Origin of the sequence: Pseudovibrio sp. W64 (assembly GCF_001623145.1) — a bacterium.
Lineage (GTDB): Bacteria > Pseudomonadota > Alphaproteobacteria > Rhizobiales > Stappiaceae > Pseudovibrio.
Map to the genome: position 1 here is coordinate 917,569 of NZ_LMCI01000038.1, position 20,141 is coordinate 937,709.

Annotated in this window: 18 protein-coding genes; 12 read left to right on the top strand and 6 right to left on the bottom strand. The window is 52.4% G+C overall.

Going from position 1 to position 20,141, the window contains the following annotated elements; all coding sequences use genetic code 11:
- Positions 1-36: 36 nt before the first annotated feature.
- Complete coding sequence (locus tag PsW64_RS20775; protein WP_063304805.1) at positions 37-807, top strand: SDR family NAD(P)-dependent oxidoreductase; 771 nt, start codon at positions 37-39, stop codon at positions 805-807.
- Between the two features lie 29 nt (positions 808-836).
- Here PsW64_RS20775 and PsW64_RS20780 read toward each other — a convergent pair whose 3' ends face one another.
- Complete coding sequence (locus PsW64_RS20780; protein WP_208980905.1) at positions 837-1,724, bottom strand: helix-turn-helix domain-containing protein; 888 nt, start codon at positions 1,722-1,724, stop codon at positions 837-839.
- A 221-nt stretch (positions 1,725-1,945) separates the two neighbouring features.
- Between PsW64_RS20780 and PsW64_RS20785 the strand changes: the two genes are divergently transcribed.
- The 4 genes from PsW64_RS20785 to PsW64_RS20800 all read left to right on the top strand — a co-directional run bounded on the left by PsW64_RS20785 (position 1,946) and on the right by PsW64_RS20800 (position 7,833).
- A complete protein-coding gene (locus tag PsW64_RS20785) occupies positions 1,946-3,970 on the top strand; it encodes an ABC transporter substrate-binding protein (protein ID WP_082831185.1) in 2,025 nt (674 codons plus the stop codon).
- Positions 3,971-4,050: 80 nt separating this feature from the next.
- Positions 4,051-5,076 carry an ABC transporter permease gene (locus PsW64_RS20790; RefSeq protein WP_063288505.1) on the top strand — a complete coding sequence of 342 codons (1,026 nt, stop codon included), beginning with the start codon at positions 4,051-4,053 and terminating at the stop codon, positions 5,074-5,076.
- Positions 5,076-6,218: an ABC transporter permease gene (locus PsW64_RS20795; protein ID WP_063304807.1), complete on the top strand. Its 1,143-nt coding sequence runs from the start codon at positions 5,076-5,078 to the stop codon at positions 6,216-6,218. Before PsW64_RS20790 ends, PsW64_RS20795 begins: the two co-directional genes overlap by 1 nt.
- Positions 6,211-7,833 (top strand): ABC transporter ATP-binding protein, encoded by a 1,623-nt coding sequence (locus tag PsW64_RS20800; protein WP_063305002.1) that lies wholly within the window; start codon positions 6,211-6,213, stop codon positions 7,831-7,833. The genes PsW64_RS20795 and PsW64_RS20800 overlap by 8 nt, the downstream gene beginning before the upstream one ends.
- A 38-nt stretch (positions 7,834-7,871) precedes the next feature.
- On the opposite strand, the gene PsW64_RS20805 is transcribed toward PsW64_RS20800, so the two are convergent.
- Positions 7,872-9,182 carry a DUF3422 family protein gene (locus PsW64_RS20805; RefSeq protein ID WP_063305003.1) on the bottom strand — a complete coding sequence of 437 codons (1,311 nt, stop codon included), beginning with the start codon at positions 9,180-9,182 and terminating at the stop codon, positions 7,872-7,874.
- Positions 9,183-9,403: 221 nt separating this feature from the next.
- Here PsW64_RS20805 and PsW64_RS20810 point away from each other — a divergent pair, with 221 nt between their 5' ends.
- On the top strand, positions 9,404-10,897 hold the full coding sequence (locus PsW64_RS20810) for an alkaline phosphatase (RefSeq protein ID WP_063304808.1): 1,494 nt from the start codon (positions 9,404-9,406) through the stop codon (positions 10,895-10,897).
- A gap of 166 nt (positions 10,898-11,063) precedes the next feature.
- On the top strand, positions 11,064-11,756 hold the full coding sequence (locus PsW64_RS20815) for an HD domain-containing protein (RefSeq protein WP_063304809.1): 693 nt from the start codon (positions 11,064-11,066) through the stop codon (positions 11,754-11,756).
- Positions 11,757-11,760: 4 nt separating this feature from the next.
- Here the strand turns inward: PsW64_RS20815 and PsW64_RS20820 are convergent, their stop codons facing one another.
- On the bottom strand, positions 11,761-12,813 hold the full coding sequence (locus PsW64_RS20820; RefSeq protein WP_063304810.1) for a LacI family transcriptional regulator: 1,053 nt from the start codon (positions 12,811-12,813) through the stop codon (positions 11,761-11,763).
- Between the two features lie 205 nt (positions 12,814-13,018).
- Between PsW64_RS20820 and PsW64_RS20825 the strand changes: the two genes are divergently transcribed.
- From PsW64_RS20825 to PsW64_RS20840, 4 genes are all read left to right on the top strand, one after another.
- Complete coding sequence (locus PsW64_RS20825) at positions 13,019-14,269, top strand: ABC transporter substrate-binding protein (RefSeq protein ID WP_057465291.1); 1,251 nt, start codon at positions 13,019-13,021, stop codon at positions 14,267-14,269.
- Between the two features lie 100 nt (positions 14,270-14,369).
- Complete coding sequence (locus tag PsW64_RS20830; protein ID WP_063296620.1) at positions 14,370-15,281, top strand: carbohydrate ABC transporter permease; 912 nt, start codon at positions 14,370-14,372, stop codon at positions 15,279-15,281.
- On the top strand, positions 15,281-16,162 hold the full coding sequence (locus PsW64_RS20835; RefSeq protein WP_057465290.1) for a carbohydrate ABC transporter permease: 882 nt from the start codon (positions 15,281-15,283) through the stop codon (positions 16,160-16,162). The genes PsW64_RS20830 and PsW64_RS20835 overlap by 1 nt, the downstream gene beginning before the upstream one ends.
- A gap of 5 nt (positions 16,163-16,167) precedes the next feature.
- Positions 16,168-17,283 carry an ABC transporter ATP-binding protein gene (locus PsW64_RS20840; RefSeq protein WP_063304811.1) on the top strand — a complete coding sequence of 372 codons (1,116 nt, stop codon included), beginning with the start codon at positions 16,168-16,170 and terminating at the stop codon, positions 17,281-17,283.
- A gap of 55 nt (positions 17,284-17,338) precedes the next feature.
- Here PsW64_RS20840 and PsW64_RS20845 read toward each other — a convergent pair whose 3' ends face one another.
- Positions 17,339-17,980 (bottom strand): MBL fold metallo-hydrolase, encoded by a 642-nt coding sequence (locus PsW64_RS20845; protein ID WP_063304812.1) that lies wholly within the window; start codon positions 17,978-17,980, stop codon positions 17,339-17,341.
- Between the two features lie 92 nt (positions 17,981-18,072).
- Between PsW64_RS20845 and soxR the strand changes: the two genes are divergently transcribed.
- Positions 18,073-18,540: a redox-sensitive transcriptional activator SoxR gene (gene soxR / locus PsW64_RS20850; protein WP_063304813.1), complete on the top strand. Its 468-nt coding sequence runs from the start codon at positions 18,073-18,075 to the stop codon at positions 18,538-18,540.
- Between the two features lie 64 nt (positions 18,541-18,604).
- Here the strand turns inward: soxR and PsW64_RS20855 are convergent, their stop codons facing one another.
- Positions 18,605-19,333, bottom strand: a complete 729-nt coding sequence (locus tag PsW64_RS20855) for an SDR family NAD(P)-dependent oxidoreductase (protein WP_063304814.1) — start codon at positions 19,331-19,333, stop codon at positions 18,605-18,607.
- On the bottom strand, positions 19,333-20,139 hold the full coding sequence (locus PsW64_RS20860) for a cyclase family protein (protein ID WP_063304815.1): 807 nt from the start codon (positions 20,137-20,139) through the stop codon (positions 19,333-19,335). The genes PsW64_RS20855 and PsW64_RS20860 overlap by 1 nt, the downstream gene beginning before the upstream one ends.
- Between the last annotated feature and the right edge of the window lie 2 nt (positions 20,140-20,141).

Here is a 20,141-nt window from a genome sequence, read left to right on the forward strand (position 1 = left end):
TCAAAGATGAGTGCCAAGCACTCCCTGGGGGAATAAATGTCTGGGAACGTTATTTTTCATGATCTGAAGGACGCAAGTGTATTCATCACTGGCGGCGGAGCAGGGATCGGCGCAAGCCTCACTGATGGCTTCATGCAACAGGGCGCTAAAGTCGCCTTTGTACAGCGCTCTGATGCTTCAGAATTTGCCGAGCAGATGAAGGAAAAGCACGGTGTCGCACCTTTGTTCATCAAGTGTGATGTCACCGATGTTGATGCTCTTCAGACCTCCATCAAACAGGCGGAAAAGGCCCATGGTCCGATTACCGTGCTGGTGAACAATGCTGCAAACGATACTCGCCACACCCTTGAAGAATTCACGGTAGATCAATGGGATGCATCTATGCACGTGAATTTGCGCCCTCATTTCTTTACCGCTCAGGCTGCCGCCGCAGGCATGAAAGCGGCTGGTGGTGGTTCCATCATCAACTTCTCATCCATCTCCTACATGATGGGCAACGCAGGCTATCCGGCTTATGAAACGTCCAAAGCAGCCATCACTGGTCTGACCAGAGCTTTGGCGCGTGAGTTGGGACCAGACAACATCCGCGTCAACGCTCTGATGCCGGGCTGGGTCCTCACACAGCGACAGAAAGACCTCTGGGCAACGCCGGAAGATCTGAAAGCCCATCTGGGTCGTCAGTGTCTGAAGGAGCATCTGGAACCGGACGATATTATTGATGCAACACTGTTTTTGGCATCCAAAGCCAGCCGTATGATGACCAGCCAAGCCCTTGTCATTGATGGTGGCGTTGTCGTGACAGGCTAAAGAAAAAGTAGCGGGTAGGCAGCTGCCCGCTATATCTTGCCAATGTTTCTGGCTTGTTTGCGAAACGCAGCTGGAGATGTGCTGAAGTGGTTTTGGAACGCCTCATAAAAGCTCGAAAGAGACCTGAACCCGGCATCCATAGCGATGGACAAGATCTTCATTTCAGACTCAGCAAGCAACATGCGTGCATGGGATAGCCGGACGCGCGTCAAATGTTCCTTGATCGGTAGCCCTACAATGCGCTTGAACAAAGTCATTGCATGGCTCGGCGATAAGCCAACACATTCAGCAACATCAGAGACAGAAATGTCCGAGGTGTGGTTCTCTGAAATGAACCGCAACATCTCTTCCACATGCAACATGGACTTTCCGCGACCAACCACCGTGCTGGACTGACGATAGTCATGATGCAGTGTGTTCCAACCGTCCAGCGCCAGACGCGTAAACCGCGACGAGATCTCACTCAGAACCAGTTTGCGCCAGTTGATGTCATCTCGTTTGAACTCGCTTGCCCAATGGCCAAAGCGCACCGCATCAATCGGGCAGGGCGCCTTGTTGCAAATCACATCTCCTGAAATGAGTGCATCAGTGATGCGTGTGGGCAAACCCCACTGCAATATTTGTGCAAAGGAGATGTAGAGATTGACCATATCGCCATCCCCGCGCACCCCAACAACACCGTGCGGCGCGGCGCCCCAGAAGCAAATCATGTAACCGGGGTGAACAGTCACATGACTTCCTGAGAAGGAATAGTCCATTTCACAGTTAATTAGGAAGTTCACTTCAATAGAGGCATGGTGATGATAAGGCCTTTTGGAGAATACGTGAGGCTTATGGCGCATAATCAGGAAATTATCTGTCGAGGGTATGACACTCTGATCCAGATATTGGCGATATATGTCATCGCTAATACTCAATTACACATCCTCCTCTTGCGTCAATATTTGAAAAGCCGAATGAATCGATATTAATACGAGAGTTCGGCTCTCAATATTCTCCCATGTGTATAGTATAGAGAAATACGCAGTTTAAAAGCATCTACGAAGAAAATCGGAATTTATGAATAGAAAGCCGGAGGAAAAGAGACGGCGCGGGTGGCCATGATGGTGTTGGGAGTAATGAAATGGGGGAGGAATTGATGTCTTCAACAAACCTTGTGTCTAAACTTTGCTTAGCAGCAGGTGTAAGTGCCTGTGCAATCGCGGCAAGTTCAGCACTGGCCGACAAAATGCCGGTTGAGCAGTCCATGTCCACATTGGAATATGATCTGCTGTCTCGCAGTGATTTGTGGACCTATCAGAAACTGGAGGGCTATAGCGAAGCCCCGTTCCTGAGTGAACTGGTCAAAGCTGGCAAGTTGCCACCTGTTGGCGAGCGACTACCAGCAGAGCCGCTGGTTATGTCAACCAAAGCCATGTCTGAGGGGATCGGCGTTTACGGCGGAGTATTCCGTCATGTCATCGGCGGTCGTCCGGAAGGCTGGAACTGGCTCGCTGGTCAGCATCAGGGCTGGGGCGGCATCAATATGGCCATTCAGGAATGTCTGGTACGCAACGGCCCGCTCTGGCAAGTAAAGGCAGAGGAGCAGTCCGGTCCGCTACCAAACCTAGCTAAAAGCTGGGAGTGGAGCGACGACAAAACCGAACTGACCATGCATCTGGTTGAAGGTATCAAATGGTCCGATGGTGATCCCTTTGATACAGAAGACATCAGCTTCTGGTGGGACGACAACGTTCAGGATGAGAACATTGCATCCCGTCTGCCAAAAGGTGGCCTTGGTGAGGGCACAACGCTTGAAGTGATTGATGCTTACACATTCAAGTTCACTTTCACCAAACCACAAGGCCCGGAAATTCTGAAATCTCTGGCCTATATTCAAGGCTGCCCCGGTCCCTCGCACACACTCAAAACGAAACATCCCAAATACAACAAGGATGCGAGTTACGAAGACTATCGCAATGCAATGCCTGCGGACGCAGTTCCACCAGTTGTTCTCGGAGGCTGGGTGCCAGTGCGCCACAAGGCAGATGAACTGGTGATCTTGCGCCGTAATCCGTTCTATTGGAAAACAGATGAAGCTGGCAATCAGCTGCCATACCTGAACGAGATGCACTTCAAATTGTCCACTTGGTCAGACCGTACAACGCAAGCTGTCGCCGGGACTGCTGATTTTTCCAATATGGAAAACCCAGGCAACTTCGTGGAAGCGCTCAAGCAGACACTGTCCGCAGACGCTCCGGTTAAAGCCAACTTTGGCCCACGTGTTCTCTCGTGGCGTCTGGAACTGAACTTCTCTGAAACAAACGGTGTTCAGGATGAAGTGGACGCTGAACTCCGCAAGTTCTTCCGGAAAAAAGACTTCCGCGTTGCTCTCAGTCATGCGCTTGATCGTCAGGCGATCGGCCAGTCAGTAGCGCGTGGTCCGTTCATGTATCCATATTCTGGTGGCTTCTCCAGCGGATCTCCCTATTACGATTACGACAGCACCGTCTACTACCCGTATGATCTGGCAAAAGCCAACGCCATGCTGGATGCTTTGGGCCTCAAAGACACCGATGGCAACGGCATTCGCAACATGCCAGGCTCAGGGTCTGATCTGGAAATCGACATGATGACAGATCGCAGACAGGTCACTGAGAAAAAACAAGCAGATGCCATCATTCTGATGCTGGCAGAAGCAGGCATTCGTGTGTTGATCCGCAACGTGGATACAATTGATACAGCGTCGAAGAACGGCGACTTCAACATGTTGATACGCCGGAAAGAATGGGCGCTTCCAACTCGTGAAACCTGTTTCCATCTGCCAATCGCAAACAGCTGTCCTGACCGGCATCTTCCTGGTTCAGATGGTACGCGAAACCTGATGGATTTTGAAATCGAGATGGTCGATGCCTATCAAACCATTCTGTCCACCTGGGATGCGGTTGAAGCAGCTGATGCAGCCAAAACCATCCAGCGTCTGTGGACTGAGAATGCCTACACCATTGGCACCGTTCAGGCTCCTGCTGCGCTTCTCGTCAACAAACGCATCAGGAACGCGCATCCGGGCACACCCGTCAACATGTTTGAATGGGCAGAAGATGGTGTTGTGCGCGAGCGCCTCTGGACACCAAAGGATCAGCAGTTGAAAGAACTCCTCCCAGGAACGATCGCTGAATATTAAGGCAGGAAAGGCGGGTCAATTCTGGCCCGCCTTCCAACGCAATAAGCAATAAATGCTCAATAGCTGGGAGGGCTAGATAAATGGGCTTGTTACGCTTTTTAGCGCAACGTGCAGCTGCAACACTGGTCTTGTTGGTCGGGATCTCCATTGTTTCCTTCGCGATCATACAAGCTGTTCCAGGTGACTATGTTGACATGTGGATGGCGACAACTGCCGCCCAAACCGGACAGTCACGTGCAGTTTTGGAACCTCAGGCGGAAATTTTACGCACACAGTTAGGGCTGGATCAGCCCGTTGTCGTGCAATACTGGCGATGGATTGTCGGCATCGTCACCGCTGGCAACTTCGGAGACTCGTTTTTCTTCTCCAAGCCGGTCACAGAAGTAATCGGTCTGCGTCTGCCGCGCACACTCGCTCTGGCCTTCACTGCCATGGTGCTGGCTCAGTTCATTGGCGGTGCGCTTGGTGTTTACGCAGCCATGAACCAGTACAAGCTCGGCGATACCATTTCGACAATTGTTGCCTTCCTTGGCATTGTTATTCCAAAATTCGTTATCTCGCTGATAATTCTGTATTATCTCGCCTTCGTCTGGCACTCTCCTTACATCGGAGCACTGCAATCACCTGAGTATCTTCTGCAGGACCACTGGTCACTCGATAAGCTCTGGGATTTCTTCAAACACGTCTGGCCAATCTTGCTCATCTCCATCTGGGCCGGGCAGGCTTATACCTTGCGCATGATGCGCGGCAACCTGCTGGATGTGATGAAATCTCAATACATCGAAACAGCTCGCGCCAAAGGCCTATCTCGCAGTCGCATCATCTTGGTGCATGCCATCCCCAATGCGTTGCACCCTGTCATCATGAACATCGGCAGCCGCTTTGAGTATATGGTCAAAGGTGAGATTGAGATCGCAATCGTTCTGGGCGTTCCAACCATTGGCCCGCTGATCCTCTCCTCAGTTGCCGAGCGCGACATGTATGTGGTCGCTGCAATTTTCATGCTTGTTGCCACCATCATGGTTGTCGGAAACCTGGTTGCAGATCTGCTGCTCGCTCTCATTGATCCGCGTGTCCGTCAAGCTGCTATGGAAGGAAATGCGTGATGACCCAGATCGACACCGACGCAATCGAACACGGCAGTGTAGACGCACAGCAACTGGCAGAAGATCGGCCTTCTATCTCTTATTGGGGCCTCGTCGTTCGCCGCTTCATCCGTAACAAGTACGGCATGGTAGGTTTCATCGCCTGTATGCTGATCTTCCTGACAGCGATCTTCGCGGGCTTCATCGCGCCGTATGGACCGCAAACTGCCAACCGGGCAGCGCTGTACTCACCACCGCAAACGCTCCATTTCTTCGCGCCTGATGGCAGCCTGACAACGCCGTATGTCACAGGCTTCAAAGAAGAAATGAACATGCAAACCTTTGAGATCACGTTTATTTCTGATTTTGATAAAATCTCGCATGTCGCTTTGTTCGTGGAAAGAGAACCCTGGAAGTTTCTGGGTCTCACCTTCACAACACATCTATTTGGCACAACAGATGGCAGCAAGTTCCATATCCTCGGCACTGACAATCTGGGCCGTGACGTCTACTCACGCATGATCTTTGGCACACGCATCACACTGCTCATGGCGCTCATGGTGATGGGATCTGCCTGCGTGATCGGGATCATTCTTGGAGTGAGTTCAGGATACTTCGGTGGCCTGTATGATCTTGTGGTCCAGCGAATGGTCGAGTTCATCAAGGCCTTCCCCGATCTCCCGCTTTATCTGGCTTTGGTCGCCTTGTTGCCGCGCCGTGCGGAGCCGGTCACGATCTTCATCATGTTCGCTTGCATCCTCGTCTTGCTCAGATGGGCAGATCTGTGCCGCGAGCTGCGCGGGAAGGTCTTTTCCATGCGCAATCTGGAATATGTTCGCGCAGCAGAAGCCGTTGGCGCCTCAAGTAGCCGTATCATTGGCGCACATATCGTTCCCAACACATCTTCGCACATCATTGTCTGGGCAACCTACCAGTTGCCCGAGATCATTCTTCTGGAGAGTTTCCTGTCGTTTTTGGGCGTGGGCATTCAGCAGCCGATGGTGTCCTGGGGCAGCATGCTCAACCAGATTCTCGACTTCCAGTCGTTTAGCGCTGCGCCGTGGATGATGGCTCCAGTCGGTATGATCATCATTTCCGTACTCGCCTTCAACGCCGCTGGCGATGGCCTTCGTGATGCAATGGATCCCTACAGCAATGCCTAGTATCGACCAAACCCAACACAAAGACCTGCTCACCATCCGCGATGTGGCCGTCACCTTCAAAACGGTGACCGGAACCGTGGAAGCGGTGAAAGGGGTGAGCTACGCGGTGGCAAAAGGCGAGACACTGGCTATTGTCGGGGAGTCCGGTTCCGGTAAATCTGTGACCGCCCGCGCAATCATGGGTATGCTCGCCGAGAATGCGACACTGGCTCAAGGCTCGATGATCCGTTTCGAGGATCGAGACCTGACGGCTATGAGTGAGTTGGAGCTGCAAAAGATCCGCGGCAATCGCATCTCAATGATCTTTCAGGAACCTCTGACAAGCCTCAATCCAGTGTACCGGATTGGGGATCAGATCATTGAGATGATCCGTTCACACCGCAAAATCTCCAAGGCTGACGCTAAAAAAGAAACGCTTCGGCTGTTGGGTGAGGTGAAGATCCCAGACCCTGAGGCCAGATTCAGCCAGTATCCGCATCAACTTTCCGGTGGTCAGCGCCAGCGTGTCATGATCGCGATGGCACTGGCAAACGAGCCGGACCTGCTCATTGCAGATGAACCCACCACCGCGCTGGACGTGACTGTCCAAGCTGAAATCCTCAAACTCATGCGAGAGCTGCAAGAGCGCCACCGCATGGCGATCATCCTCATCACACATGATCTGAATGTGGTGCGTCAGGTGAGTGACCGTGTCTGTGTGATGCGCGCAGGAAAGATTGTTGAAACCGGAAACACCAAAGAGGTCTTTGAGACACCATCCCATCCATACACCCGGCACTTGATTGAAAGTGAGCCATCCGGTGTGCCAGATAAACTGGAGGAGGGTCTCTACGAGCTGTTGGATGCAGATAAGGTCCGTGTCACGTTCACCTCAAAACATGGTGGCTTGTTCAGGCGGAAAACCAAAGAGCTGGTGGCCGTCAACGATATCTCGCTCAACATCAGGTCAGGCGAAACGCTTGGCATTGTTGGCGAGTCTGGTTCCGGAAAGTCCACATTGGGCATGTCCATCCTTCAGCTCTTAAAATCAGATTCTGGCACTATCACCTTTGATGGAAACAGGATCGACAACCTCACCAGAAAAGAGCTGAAGCCTCTTAGAACTGATCTGCAGGTTGTCTTTCAAGACCCGTTTTCCTCGCTTAATCCCCGCATGGTTGTGGGGGAGATTGTGGGTGAGGGCCTCAAGGTCAACGGCATCGGTGCAAGCCATAAGGAACGGCAGGTCATGGTGGCCGAAGCGCTGGATGCTGTGCAGATGCCACGCAGCACCATGGACCGCTTTCCCCATGAGTTCTCAGGTGGTCAGCGCCAGAGGATCGCTATCGCACGCTCCATCGTTTTAAAGCCGAAATTCATTCTGCTGGATGAGCCGACCTCTGCGTTGGACCTGTCCATTCAGGCGCAGATTATCGAGCTGCTGAAAGACCTGCGAGAGAAGCTGAAGCTGAGTTATCTCTTCATCAGTCATGATTTGAAGGTGGTGAAAGCACTCTGTCACAACGTTATGGTGATGCAGCATGGAAACGTTGTTGAAGCTGGCAATACGCTCGATGTTCTGCATCGGCCGCAGACAGAATACACACAGCGACTGGTCTCAGCGGCTTATCTGTAAATGTTCAAGATGGCGGCGATAACCGTCGCCATCAAGCTCTAGTGTGCAGCTTTCAGCCTTCTCAAGGCGTACCAAAGCACACCAACCACCAGCGGCACAGATGCGGCCATACCAACAGCCGGATCAAGCGGGGAGCCAACCGCCTTGGCACCTTTCAAAGCGTATCCGATCAGGCTGATGACGTAGTAAGAGATCGCAGCAATCGAAAGCCCTTCCACCGTCTGCTGCAATCGAAGTTGAAATTTTGCACGCTGATCCATCGACTTCAGTAAGTCTCGGTTTTGTCGTTCAAGCTCCACATCCACCCGGGCGCGCAACAGGCCGACAGCTCGTGTCAGCTTTCGCGAAAGGTTGGCTTGTCGCTCTTCAATAGCACGGCACGTCTGCATAGCTGGTGCGAGCCGGCGGTTGAGAAAACGCCCGATCATGTCGTAACCAGAAACGTTGCTCTCCCCAAGAGTGTCCAGGCGCCGCCCGACAATATCGGAATAGGCCCGTGTTGCTCCAAACCGGAAAAGGCTTTCCATCGCAGAAGCTTCCAGATCTGCCGCAAGAGAAGAAAGGTCTGCCAGCAGCTCCTCGTTATGCGCCAGAGAATGTGCTTCTGCATCTCCTGAATTGCGCAGTTGAGCGGTTATGCCCACGAGTTCCTGCTCAATGCGGCTTACAACGATCTGCTGCTTCCGCGCTTCATAAAGCCCCAACAAAGAGAGTGTTCTGTAGGTCTCCAGTTCCAGAACACGCCGCACGGTTGCTCCCAGTTCCAACGGAGACAGCCCATGATCCAGCAGCAGAAACGAAACAATACCATCATCACCGGCTTTGAAGTCAGTAACCAGCGTCGCACGTCCTTCAATGATTTGGGAAACACTCAGGCTTGCCAGATCAAACCCTTCAGACAGATCTCCAGCCTCGGGATGTTCCGCAGCTTTTATCGTAAGCTGAACGGCTGCAATCAGTTGCCCCGGAGGGGTGAGCTGGCCCTTGGCAAAGAGAGAAACATCTTGTGCGCGAAAGCTTGAGGGAAGAGGCTGTTCTACAGCATAGGTAGAAAACTCGCTGTGTTGCTCCCAGCGTAAAGAAGAGCCTTCAAACGCCTTATGGAGATAGTGCTCTGAGGCTTTTGAAGTGGTGCTCGTTTCCTCTGAGATAAAGCGAAGCACAGCTTGCTGCTCTGCTTGCTTGTTATCTTGTTCGACCATGAAGGCATATTGCAGAATTTGCCACTCCCCATGCATGGGGACGAAGGGCCGGGCATGAACTTCTGCAAGAATGGCCTGGCGCAGTGGATGTTCGGGAAGGTGCCATGCAGTGCACGGCTCTTCCAACATGTCATCAATCTTACCCAAAGCGTGCCCCTCATGGTCTTCAAGCCAGAAAGTCCAAGTGTGAAGCAGGCAACTCTGGTGATCTACATAAAAATACGTATTGCGCCGGATTGTCGCAGAAGGAGCCGGAGACGTTGCAATCAAGATGAAAACTAACTCGAATTCTTCCTGTTCAGCACAGCTAACCATAAGAATTGTAAAGTACACACTGCGCCCGAAACATCATCTTTTGAGGATTTGAAATGAAAACGCCACTTGTTGCGCTCCTGCTGGCCTGTTCCGCATCCTATGCTTCGGCAGAGACTGATTTCCCTCAAAAAAACAACAGATGGTTTGAGGCCGCAGAGACGGAGATTGAGAGCAAACTTGCTCAGCAGCCGATCACCAAACCGGCCAAAAACATCATTTTGATGATCGCGGATGGCAACGGCATCTCAACAAACTATGCAACGCGGGTCTTTCAGGGGCAGCAAAATGGATTGCTGGGCGAAGAAAATGTTCTGCCACAAGAGGCCTTTCCGCACAGCGCACTGGTCAAAACCTACAACGTGAACGCCCAAACGCCAGATTCTGCGGGAACCGGAACAGCATTCCATTCAGGCGTGAAGACCAAAGCCGGTGTCCTCGGGGTTGATGAAACACTGAATGTTGGTGACTGCTCGGCTGTCGAAAGCGCCAGTGTCGCAAGCATTGCAGAAGTGATGGCTGCAGAAGGCAAGGCGGTCGGCATCATCTCAACAGCAAGCCTCACGGACGCAACACCAGCCTCAGCCTATGCCCACGTCGCCAGCCGCAGGTTTGAAGACGATTCTGACGTGTCGGAGGGATGCGATGTGCCGGATATTGCTGCGCAGCTGCTTGAGCAGATCAAGAACGGCACCATTGATATCGCTTTCGGAGGAGGACAGCGCCATATGCTGCCTGAAACCAGAAAGACCATCGAGGGCACTGCTGGAAATCGCAAGGATAGACGCAACCTGATTGAGGAAGCCAAGGCGTTTGGCGTCTCTTATGCCTGGAATGAGGCCTCCTTCAATGATCTCGATCCGTCTGGAGATAAACCTGTCCTTGGCGTCTTCGCAGCAAATCATATGCAGTATGAGTATGACCGGAAAGATCAGCCCTCCCTGGCTGAAATGGTGAAATGGACCATCGAAGCGTTGCAGGATAATGAAAACGGCTTCTATCTCACGGTAGAAGGTGGTCGTGTCGATCACGCCAATCATGCCGGAAATCTCTATCGTGCCCTCACAGACGGTGTCGCATTTGCGGACGCTGTCGCCATGGCCAAAGAAATGACCAGCGATCAGGACACTCTGATCATCGTCACTGCGGACCATGCCCACACCTTGTCGTTCAACGGCTATTGCGGACGCGGTACGCCGATCAACGGGCTGTGCATGGGCATCGACAACAACGGCGTCAAACACACCAATGAAATGCACCTGATGCTGGACGGAAAACCATACTCTGTCGCCAGCTATCTCAATGGTCCCGGCTCAATTCTCACAGAAGAAAACAACTGGTTCGGCACGCGTTCAGTGTTGTCACAGGAAGAGGCAACAGACCCAGATTTCAAACAGCAATCCTTGCTTCCAACGCCCTCAGAAACCCATTCAGGAGAAGATGTTGCGGTTTATGCAAGAGGTCCATGGGCGCACTTGTTTGATGGCACAATCGAGCAGAATTACATCTTCAATGTCATGAACTACGCTGCAAACGCCAAAGACCGCTAGTATGATAAAATAGTGTTGTCGTGATGCTTGGTTATATCATGTAAGCGGCGATCGATAACCTCAGCCTGAGCCCGCGGAATTTTATCGGGGGTTCAGACCAGTTTTGCCTCGAAATGCACACTGACCTGACGTAGGTTTCGGGCTCATTTGATAACTGTGAGTTCCGATGATTGAGTTCGAAAAGAATTTGGAAGCGGCGCTGAAAGCGCACGATCAGAGTGATGATGCCAGCCATGATCTGTACCATGCACGCCGCGTAAAACTGGCAGCGCTGGACATCGCTCAGCGTCGCGGTGAGGGCGATGAAGAGGTGCTGATCGCAGCTGCCTACCTGCATGATCTGGTCAATGTTCCCAAGAACTCACCGGATCGCGCAAAGGCTTCCAAGCTGTCAGCAGACGCAGCTGAGCCAATCCTGATCGAGTTGGGTGTTTGTGCCGAGAACATCGAGAAAATCAAACACGCCATTGAAGCGCATAGCTTTTCTGCTGAAATCGAGCCGCAAACCATTGAGGCTAAAATCCTTCAGGACGCGGATCGCCTGGAATCCCTCGGGGCAATCGGTATTGCCCGCACCTTCTATATCGCCAAAACCATGAACTCCAACCTGTTCCATGGCGGCGACCTGTTCGCCAGCGACCGCGACCTCGACGACAAGACATTCGGCGTCGATCATTTCGCACTCAAACTGCTTAAACTGCACAAAACCATGCAGACCAAGGAAGGCCGTGAAGTCGCACGCGAACGCACCGACTACATGATCGGCTTCCTGAAGCAGCTGGCCGCAGAAACAGGTTTTACCTATCCGGAAGGCGATGACCTCTGGATCGAAGAGGAAGCACCGAAAGTCGCGTCCTGAGAACTCAGTCCTGATAGGATTTGAGAGCTGGGAATGTGATGTCCGGGTCCTGGATGGTCTGTTCAAACGGACCGTCCGGGTGCAACATCGTCTTCAGCAGATTTGCTCCCAGCAAAGCACCGGCCTGCCGAATATCCTCGCTGATATTGTCGATCTGTGAATCAATCTGATGCAGCGTTTGTGAACTTGATTTCACAACCGCATCAAAATCACGCCCGCGCTCTTTACCTGCCTGCCGGTACCCGTTCGCAATCGCAAGGAAAGAAGTCTCACCTGGGCAGATAAATCCATCCGGTGCATCACTTGTCCCGGCAATCGTCTGTGCCCATTCAAAAATCTCAGGCATATCTGAATCAAGGTTGATGCCCTCAGGAATGTAGCACTGCAAACCTTCTTGCCGAATAGCCCGCATATACCCGTAATTCAGATGCTGATGGAACGTAAAATGGTTGGGCGGTAGAATAACGCAAATCCTACGCCGCCCTTTTTGCATCAATCGCAAGACAGATTCGTAAGCGAACTTCTCGTTGTCATAATCCACATATGAGTGTTGATAGCCGAATTCAGTGCGTCCATGTGTGGTGAACGGAAAGCTGCGCTCCCTCAAAAAACGCACCCGCTCATCAAAAGGCCTCGTCCGCGAAAAGATGATTCCGTCAGCCAGCTTGTTGCGAACAATGTATTCAACAGGCTCAATCGGATCACCGCCAAGGAACTGTGGTGTCACATTAAGATGGTAGTCCGTACCAGCCAATGCATGAGCCACACCTGTGATCAGCGAGTTCCCAAACCCCAGAATCTCGTTATGGGGGTCAAGAATCAGTGAGATTACTTTAGTCTTTCCGGTGCGTAATCTTTGTGCCGCGCGGTCCGGAACATAGCCGATTTCTTCAGCAACTTTACTTACGCGCAGCCGGGTTGCCTGTGCAATCTTTTCATCACCCTGAAGTGCCCGCGAGACAGTTGTCACCGCAAGGCCGGTGATCTCCGCAATTGTCTTCTGCGTAGGTTTCGAGGTGGTATGAGTGGAGGAATTCGGCGGTTTTTGTGTCGACATGTGAAGCCAGTTACCTCCCGTAAATCAGTTAGATCTTCGTTATAACGATACAACAAAATAGGTGAGTATCATTTGATACAAAAAAGATCATTCAAGTCAATGGGTTCACTTTTTGCATTGACAGATCCGATATTTGTAACGTTATAAGTACTATGTTAGTCGTATTTTTGTGTAGAAATTTTAAGTTGTGATCGGGAGGCAACACATGCACAAACTACTAGTAAAAACCACATCGGCTCTGGCTCTGTTGGCAGCAACAGCTGCTCCATCTTTGGCAGCAGACGTGGAAGTCCTGCATTGGTGGACAGCAGGTGGCGAGGCAGCTGCGCTTAACGTTCTTAAGCAGGATCTGGAAACTCAGGGCATTGGCTGGGCGGATATGCCTGTAGCTGGCGGCGGCGGCGAAAGCGCAATGACTGTTTTGCGTGCACGCGTAACCGCTGGTAACGCGCCAACCGCAGTTCAGATGCTTGGTTTCGACATTCAGGACTGGGCAAAAGAAGGCGCTCTGGCAGACCTTAACGCTGTTGCAGCCAAAGAAGGCTGGGACGAAGTTGTACCTGCAGCACTTCAGCGCTTTGCAAAGTACGATGGCAAGTGGATTGCTGCGCCGGTAAACGTACACTCCACCAACTGGGTATGGGCAAACAAAGCAGTGCTGGATGCAAACGGCATTGCAACTCCAACCACTTGGGAAGAGTTCACCGCAGCGCTTGAGAAGCTGAAAGCAGCTGGCGTAACGCCGCTCGCACACGGCGGTCAGGCTTGGCAGGATGCAACTCTGTTTGATGCAATCGTCATGGCCACCGGTGGTGCAGACTTCTACAAAGCTGCCTTCATTGATCTGGACGAAGCTGCTCTTGGTTCCGACACCATGAAGGAAGCGTTTGATCGCATGTCTGTTCTGCGTGCAAACGTAGACGACAACTTCTCTGGTCGTGACTGGAACCTTGCAACTGCAATGGTCATCAACGGTGAAGCTGGCTTCCAGATGATGGGTGACTGGGCAAAAGGTGAGTTCCTCGGTGCTGGCAAAAAGCCAGGCGAAGACTTCCTCTGCTTCCGCTTCCCTGGCACTCAGGACAAGGTAACCTTCAACGCTGACCAGTTCGCTATGTTCGATCAGGGCGGTGAAGTGTCTAAAGAGCAGGCAGCTCTTGCAAGCGCAATCCTGTCTCCTGCCTTCCAGTCTGCATTCAACGTGGTGAAGGGCTCCGTTCCTGCACGCACAGACGTTTCCGACGAAGCGTTTGATGCATGTGCAAAACAGGGCATGAAAGATCTGGCTGCAGCTGCTGCAAGCGGCAACCTTTACGGTTCCATGGCACACGGTCACTCTGCACCAGCATCAGTTAAAAACGCCATTTATGACGTTGTAACAGCACACTTTAACGGTGAGTTCGATTCCGCTACCGCTGTTGATGAGCTGGTAGACGCTGTCTCCATCGCTAAGTAATTTTAAGTGGGGCCGACGATGTGTTGGCCCCATTTTTCCCAAAACAACATAGAATCTGGGGGCAGGGATCATGGTCGATCAGACCAACTCATCCGTTGCCATGGCCGCTGACTATGCGACGCCAACGGCAGTAAAACCGGACCTGCGGACAAGACTCCAAAATCTCATTCCCAAACTGGTGTTATCACCCTCGTTGGCTTTGATCTTGGTCTTTGTCTATGGATTTATCATTTTCTCCGTATACCTTTCCTTCACAGGAAGCCGTATTCTGCCAGTTTATGACTGGGTCGGACTGGAGAACTATGAAAAGCTGTTCCGGCTACGGCATTGGTCCATTGCCATCAAAAACCTTGGCATTTTTGCAGGTTTGTATATCGCAATCTGTACAGCCATCGGCTTGGGCCTTGCGATTTTTCTGGACCAGAAGATCCGCGGAGAAGGCTTCTTGCGTCCAATCTTCCTGTATCCGATGGCACTCAGCTTCATCGTAACGGGAACAGCATGGAAGTGGTTTCTCGATCCGGGCATCGGCCTTGAGCACACAATGCACTTGTGGGGCTGGGAGAGCTTCGAATTTAACTGGATCAAGGACCGTAACTTCGCCATCTATACGGTTGTGATTGCAGCTGTCTGGCAAACAAGTGGCTTCGTTATGGCCATGTTCCTGGCCGGACTGCGTGGCATCGACAACGAAATCCTGAAGGCCGCACAAATTGACGGGGCATCCAACTGGAACATGTATCGCCGGATCATTATCCCGCAACTGCGTCCAGCCTTCCTGTCTGCTTTCGTGATCCTGTCTCACCTTGCCATTAAGTCCTACGACCTTGTCGTGGCATTGACGGGCGGTGGACCGGGCAGAGCGACGGAAGTACCGGCAACCTTCATGTATTCCTACACCTTTACCCGCAACCAGATGGGCATTGGCGCCAGCTCCGCTGTTATCATGCTCATGACCATCGCTGCGATTATGGTTCCTTACCTTTATGCCGAACTGCGGGAGAAGAAATAATGTCCGTAGCCTCGACAGATAATGCCATCAGCACAGGTCGCATCACCCGTGCATTCATTTACCTGATGCTGATCCTGTTCGCGACATTCTACCTGCTGCCGTTTGGCATTATGGTACTCAACTCCGTTAAGCCTCTTTCAGAGATCACTGGCGGAAATATGATGTCACTGCCGCAGGTCTTCACGCTGGAACCCTGGTTTAAAGCCTGGAACAGCGCACAGATCGGCGTAGAACCTACAGGTCTGAAGCCGTACTTCTGGAACTCCCTCAAAATGGTGTTTCCGGCAGTTACGATTTCAACCGTATTGGGGGCTTTGAACGGCTACGTGCTGACCAAATGGCGCTTCAAGGGCGATACCATCCTGTTCGGTCTGATGCTGTTTGCCTGCTTCATTCCATTCCAGATCGTTTTGATCCCAATGGCGCGTGTGCTTGGCTTCCTCGGCATTGCAGGGTCAACGCCGGGTCTGGTGCTGGTACATGTGGTTTACGGCCTCGGCTTCACCACGCTGTACTTCAGGAACTATTATCAGGTGTTCCCGACAGAGCTGATCCGTGCAGCTCAGATTGATGGGGCAGGGTTCTTCCGCATCTTCTGGCGCATTATGCTGCCAAGTTCCGGTCCAATCATTGTTGTTTCTGTCATCTGGCAGTTCACCAACATCTGGAACGACTTCCTGTTCGGTGCCTCGTTTGCTGATCTGGATAGCCAGCCAATGACGGTTGCGCTGAACAACCTCGTCAGTTCGTCAACGGGCGTCAAAGAATATAACGTTCATTTTGCCGGAGCGATCCTCGCCGCATTGCCGACACTGCTCGTGTACATCGTGGCTGGCCGCTACTTCGTAAGAGGCCTGATGGCCGGATCGGTGAAGGGATAAGACCTATGAGCTTTCTGAAAATCAACAATGCGACCAAGTCTTACGGCTCAACCAAGGTGCTTCACAACATCGATATCGACGTGCAGGAAGGGGAATTCCTCGTGCTCGTCGGGCCGTCCGGTTGCGGAAAATCCACTCTGCTCAACATGATTGCCGGTCTGGAGGATATCACCTCCGGCACCATCGCCATCAAAGGGCAGACCATGAACGGGGTACACCCGTCCAAGCGCAACATCGCAATGGTGTTCCAGTCCTATGCTCTGTACCCGAACATGACGGTCGGTCAGAACATCACGTTCGGTCTGGAAATGCATGGCGTTGCCAAGCCAGCGCGTGAAAAGGCAATGAGCGACGTTGCCGAGATGCTGCAGATCAAACCGCTGTTGGATCGCAAGCCGGGCCAGCTCTCCGGCGGTCAGCGCCAGCGTGTGGCCATGGGCCGTGCATTGGTGCGTGATCCGGATGTGTTCCTGTTTGATGAGCCACTCTCCAACCTTGATGCGAAACTGCGCGTTGATATGCGCACGGAGATCAAGAAGCTGCACCAGAAGCTTGGAACAACCATTGTTTACGTGACCCACGATCAGATTGAGGCAATGACGCTGTCCACGCGCATTGCTGTCATGAACGGCGGGTACGTGCAGCAGTTGGGCACGCCAAAAGAGATCTATGACAACCCGGCAAACCTGTTTGTCGCCAGCTTCATGGGCTCTCCAAGCATGAACCTTGTTCCAGCTAAGGTTGTTGCCAACGGTGATGGCATCTTCGCCCAGCTTCCAACGGGCCTCAGTGATCAGGTGAACCTCAAGTTCTCCAATCCGACCGAAGCTTTGAAAGGCTTTGATCAGAAGGAAATCGTGCTGGGCATCCGTCCAGAAGCGATTACCGACCCTGAAGGGGCTGACCGCAAGGCAAACCACATCGAGCAGATCACAAACCGCGTCATCGTAACGGAGCCAGCTGGTTCTGATACCTACGTAATGTCATCTCTCGGCGGCAAAGACTGCAATGCACGCATGCGTGCGGATGCGCAGGTCGTTGCCGGGCAGGAAGTGCCATTCGCGATCAATATGGACAAAGCCATCCCGTTTGATCCTTCCTCAGAAATGCGCATCGCGTAAGTCTCAGGAATGCAGAATTCTGAAAGCCGGGGTGGAAACACTCCGGCTTTTTGCATCAGCGTTCCAGCTCTGCAATCTTCTCATCCATCAGAGCGTGCCATTCAGGCTGGGTGACCTCAACAATCTCATAGTTCCCCATGGCGACACTGCAAAAGATCACATCTACCGGCAGGTCCCGCAGGTTTTTCAGTGAGGTGACGAGCTCTTGCTTGTTGCCGCCATCACTGGACATGATCAGTGTTTTGAAACGACCATTGTCCAGATAGATCGTGTCACCGGTAAACAGATAATTCTTGCCAGTGGGTGAGGGGTAATAGAAGCAAAGGTTGTTGTCCGTATGCCCCGGAGTGTAAATCGCCTGAAATCCGTCAGAGCCCACAAATGGCCCTGAACCCCTTAAAAGCAAATCTGGCTGGACATCACCACTAAAGAACTTCTGAATGTTTTCATGTCCGATCAGCGTTGCACCAAGAACGAACTTCAGCTCGCTTAAACCCTCACTGATCTCGTGATTGTGCGTGAGATAATGCTCATTGACCCCACCTAACTCGCGCAACTGCGCCGCCTCATCCAAATTCTCAAAGGCTGAGACAAGGATGTTTCTGGATGGCGTTTTTAAAAAATATGCATGCGAGAGGAGCGTTCCGAACCGCTTTTCGAGCGGGACTTGCCACAGGTCCGCGTAAATAGTGTTCATCTGCCATTCCTTATTGGGTCTTGATTACTGTCATGATCTCTTCTAATTCCTCAAGTATTGTTGAGGTCAAGGCGAAAAATAGAGGAATGACAATGGTCTCCTTGCAAGGATTAACCGTCGGGCAGGTCGCAGAGCGCAGTGGCATTGCAGTCTCTGCTGTTCACTTCTATGAGGAAAAGGGGCTCATCAGCTCCTGGCGCAACAACGCAAACCATAGAAGATACTCCGCAGCTGTCCTGCGTAAGATCGCTGTGATCAAGGCCGCGCAAAAGCTGGGCGTGTCTCTTAAGGAAATCAAAGCGGCCATGGATCAACTGCCCAACGAGAAGAAGATCTCGGCAGCGGATTGGGCCAAACTTTCCACGTGGTGGCAGCAGGATCTCGACAACCGCATTGCAGAGCTTCAGGACCTGAGAGCAGGCCTTGATGAGTGCATCGGCTGCGGTTGCCTCTCCCTGACCAACTGCCATCTCCTTAATCCTGAAGACAAACTCGGCAGTGATGGAGCAGGCGCCCACTTACTCGGGTGGGGTCGGAAAATGCCGGTAGAAGAACACTGACTCAGCGGCATCAGACATGTGCAGTCTTGAGCTGAATCTGATTCAGAACTTTAACTGCATGAAACTACAGCAGGGCAGTCCCCACACTCATCCCGCCACAGACAAACAGTGTCTGCCCTGTGATGAAGCTGGACTTGGGATCAGCAAAGAACATAAAGGCATTGGTGATGTCCTCCACCGTGCCGATGCGGCCAACAGGAATGCCATCCGCCAGCTTTTGCTCCTGTTCACTGCCCTTAGGAATGATGCCCCAGAAGTTGTCTGTCTTCACCGGACCCGGCGCCACCACATTCACCGTAATCTGATGTTGCGCCAACTCCAGCGCCCACGTCCGCGCCATGCCAATCATACCAGCCTTTGAAGCGCTATAGGCCGTCCGTGTCTTTGCTCCCAAAGCAGCACGAGAACCGTTAAACAACACCCGTCCGAACTGCTTCGCCTTCATACTCGGCAAAAAGGCTTTGAGCAGTGTCAACGCTGATCCCAGATGAAGCTGGGCAAGTCCGGCAATATCCTCAGCCTCGGCATCCTCAATCAGGTTCGGGAAGATGAGCCCCGCATTGTGAATGAGATGCGTGACTTTATGTTCATCTGCAATCGCCTCAGCCGCAGCGCTCACTTGCGCCTGATCCAGCAAGTCAGTTTGATGAAAATGCAGCTTCGGGTGCTCAAACTCAGGCTCGCGGCGAGATAGGCAGATGACCGTATAACCAGCCTCCAGCATTTCATGAGCCAAAGCAGCCCCAATGCCCTTGTTGCCGCCTGTGATGACCGCTGTGAACTCCTCTGACATCAACGGCCTCCCTTCGGCACCAGCGCCAGAACGCGCAGCGGACTACCTGTCCCGTTTTTGATCTTCAACGGGGCACATAAGATCATGGCACCCGTGGCAGGCAACTGGTCCAGATTACACATGCATTGCAGGCCATACTTGCCAGCTCCGTGCAGATAAAAATGCGCCGGATAAGGCGGCGTATAATGCACACCTTGACCCGCATCCGTTCCTACAGTCTCAGTCCCAAACCCGCGAATACCGCGCTCCTCAATCAAAAACCGAATTGCGTCCGGTGTTGGTCCGGGTGAATGTGGCCCGTCATCGCGCATATTCAGATAAGCCGCACCACGGCGCTTGCTCCAGTCTGTGCGCATAAACACCCAGCTGTCCGCCGGAATGCACCCGTGTTCGGCTTCCCACGTAGCAATAATCTCCGGCGTCAGCTCAAAGTCATCATCCTGTGCAGACCCTTCAGAACAATCAATCACCACCACTGGCCCGACAAAGTGTTCAGGGGGAATGGAGTCCACCGTGTTGTTGGGTAAATCCCTGCCGGAAATCCAATGGATCGGCGCATCAAAGTGCGTGCCTGTGTGTTCAGAACAGGTGAAGGTGTTCCACTTCCACGCCGGACCGCGATGATCATAGGCGGAGATCTCTTCCATGCGAAAGCGCGCGCACTGCCCAAACTCGGGCGGCAGAACGATCACGGGAAAATCCGGATCAAGCGTATGCGTCAGGTCCACCACTTCCACATCACCGGAAAGCAAAGCAGAGCTCAGCAGCTCAACCGGGTTCGCCAGTTTCTCTTTCAAGGCTTCCATTG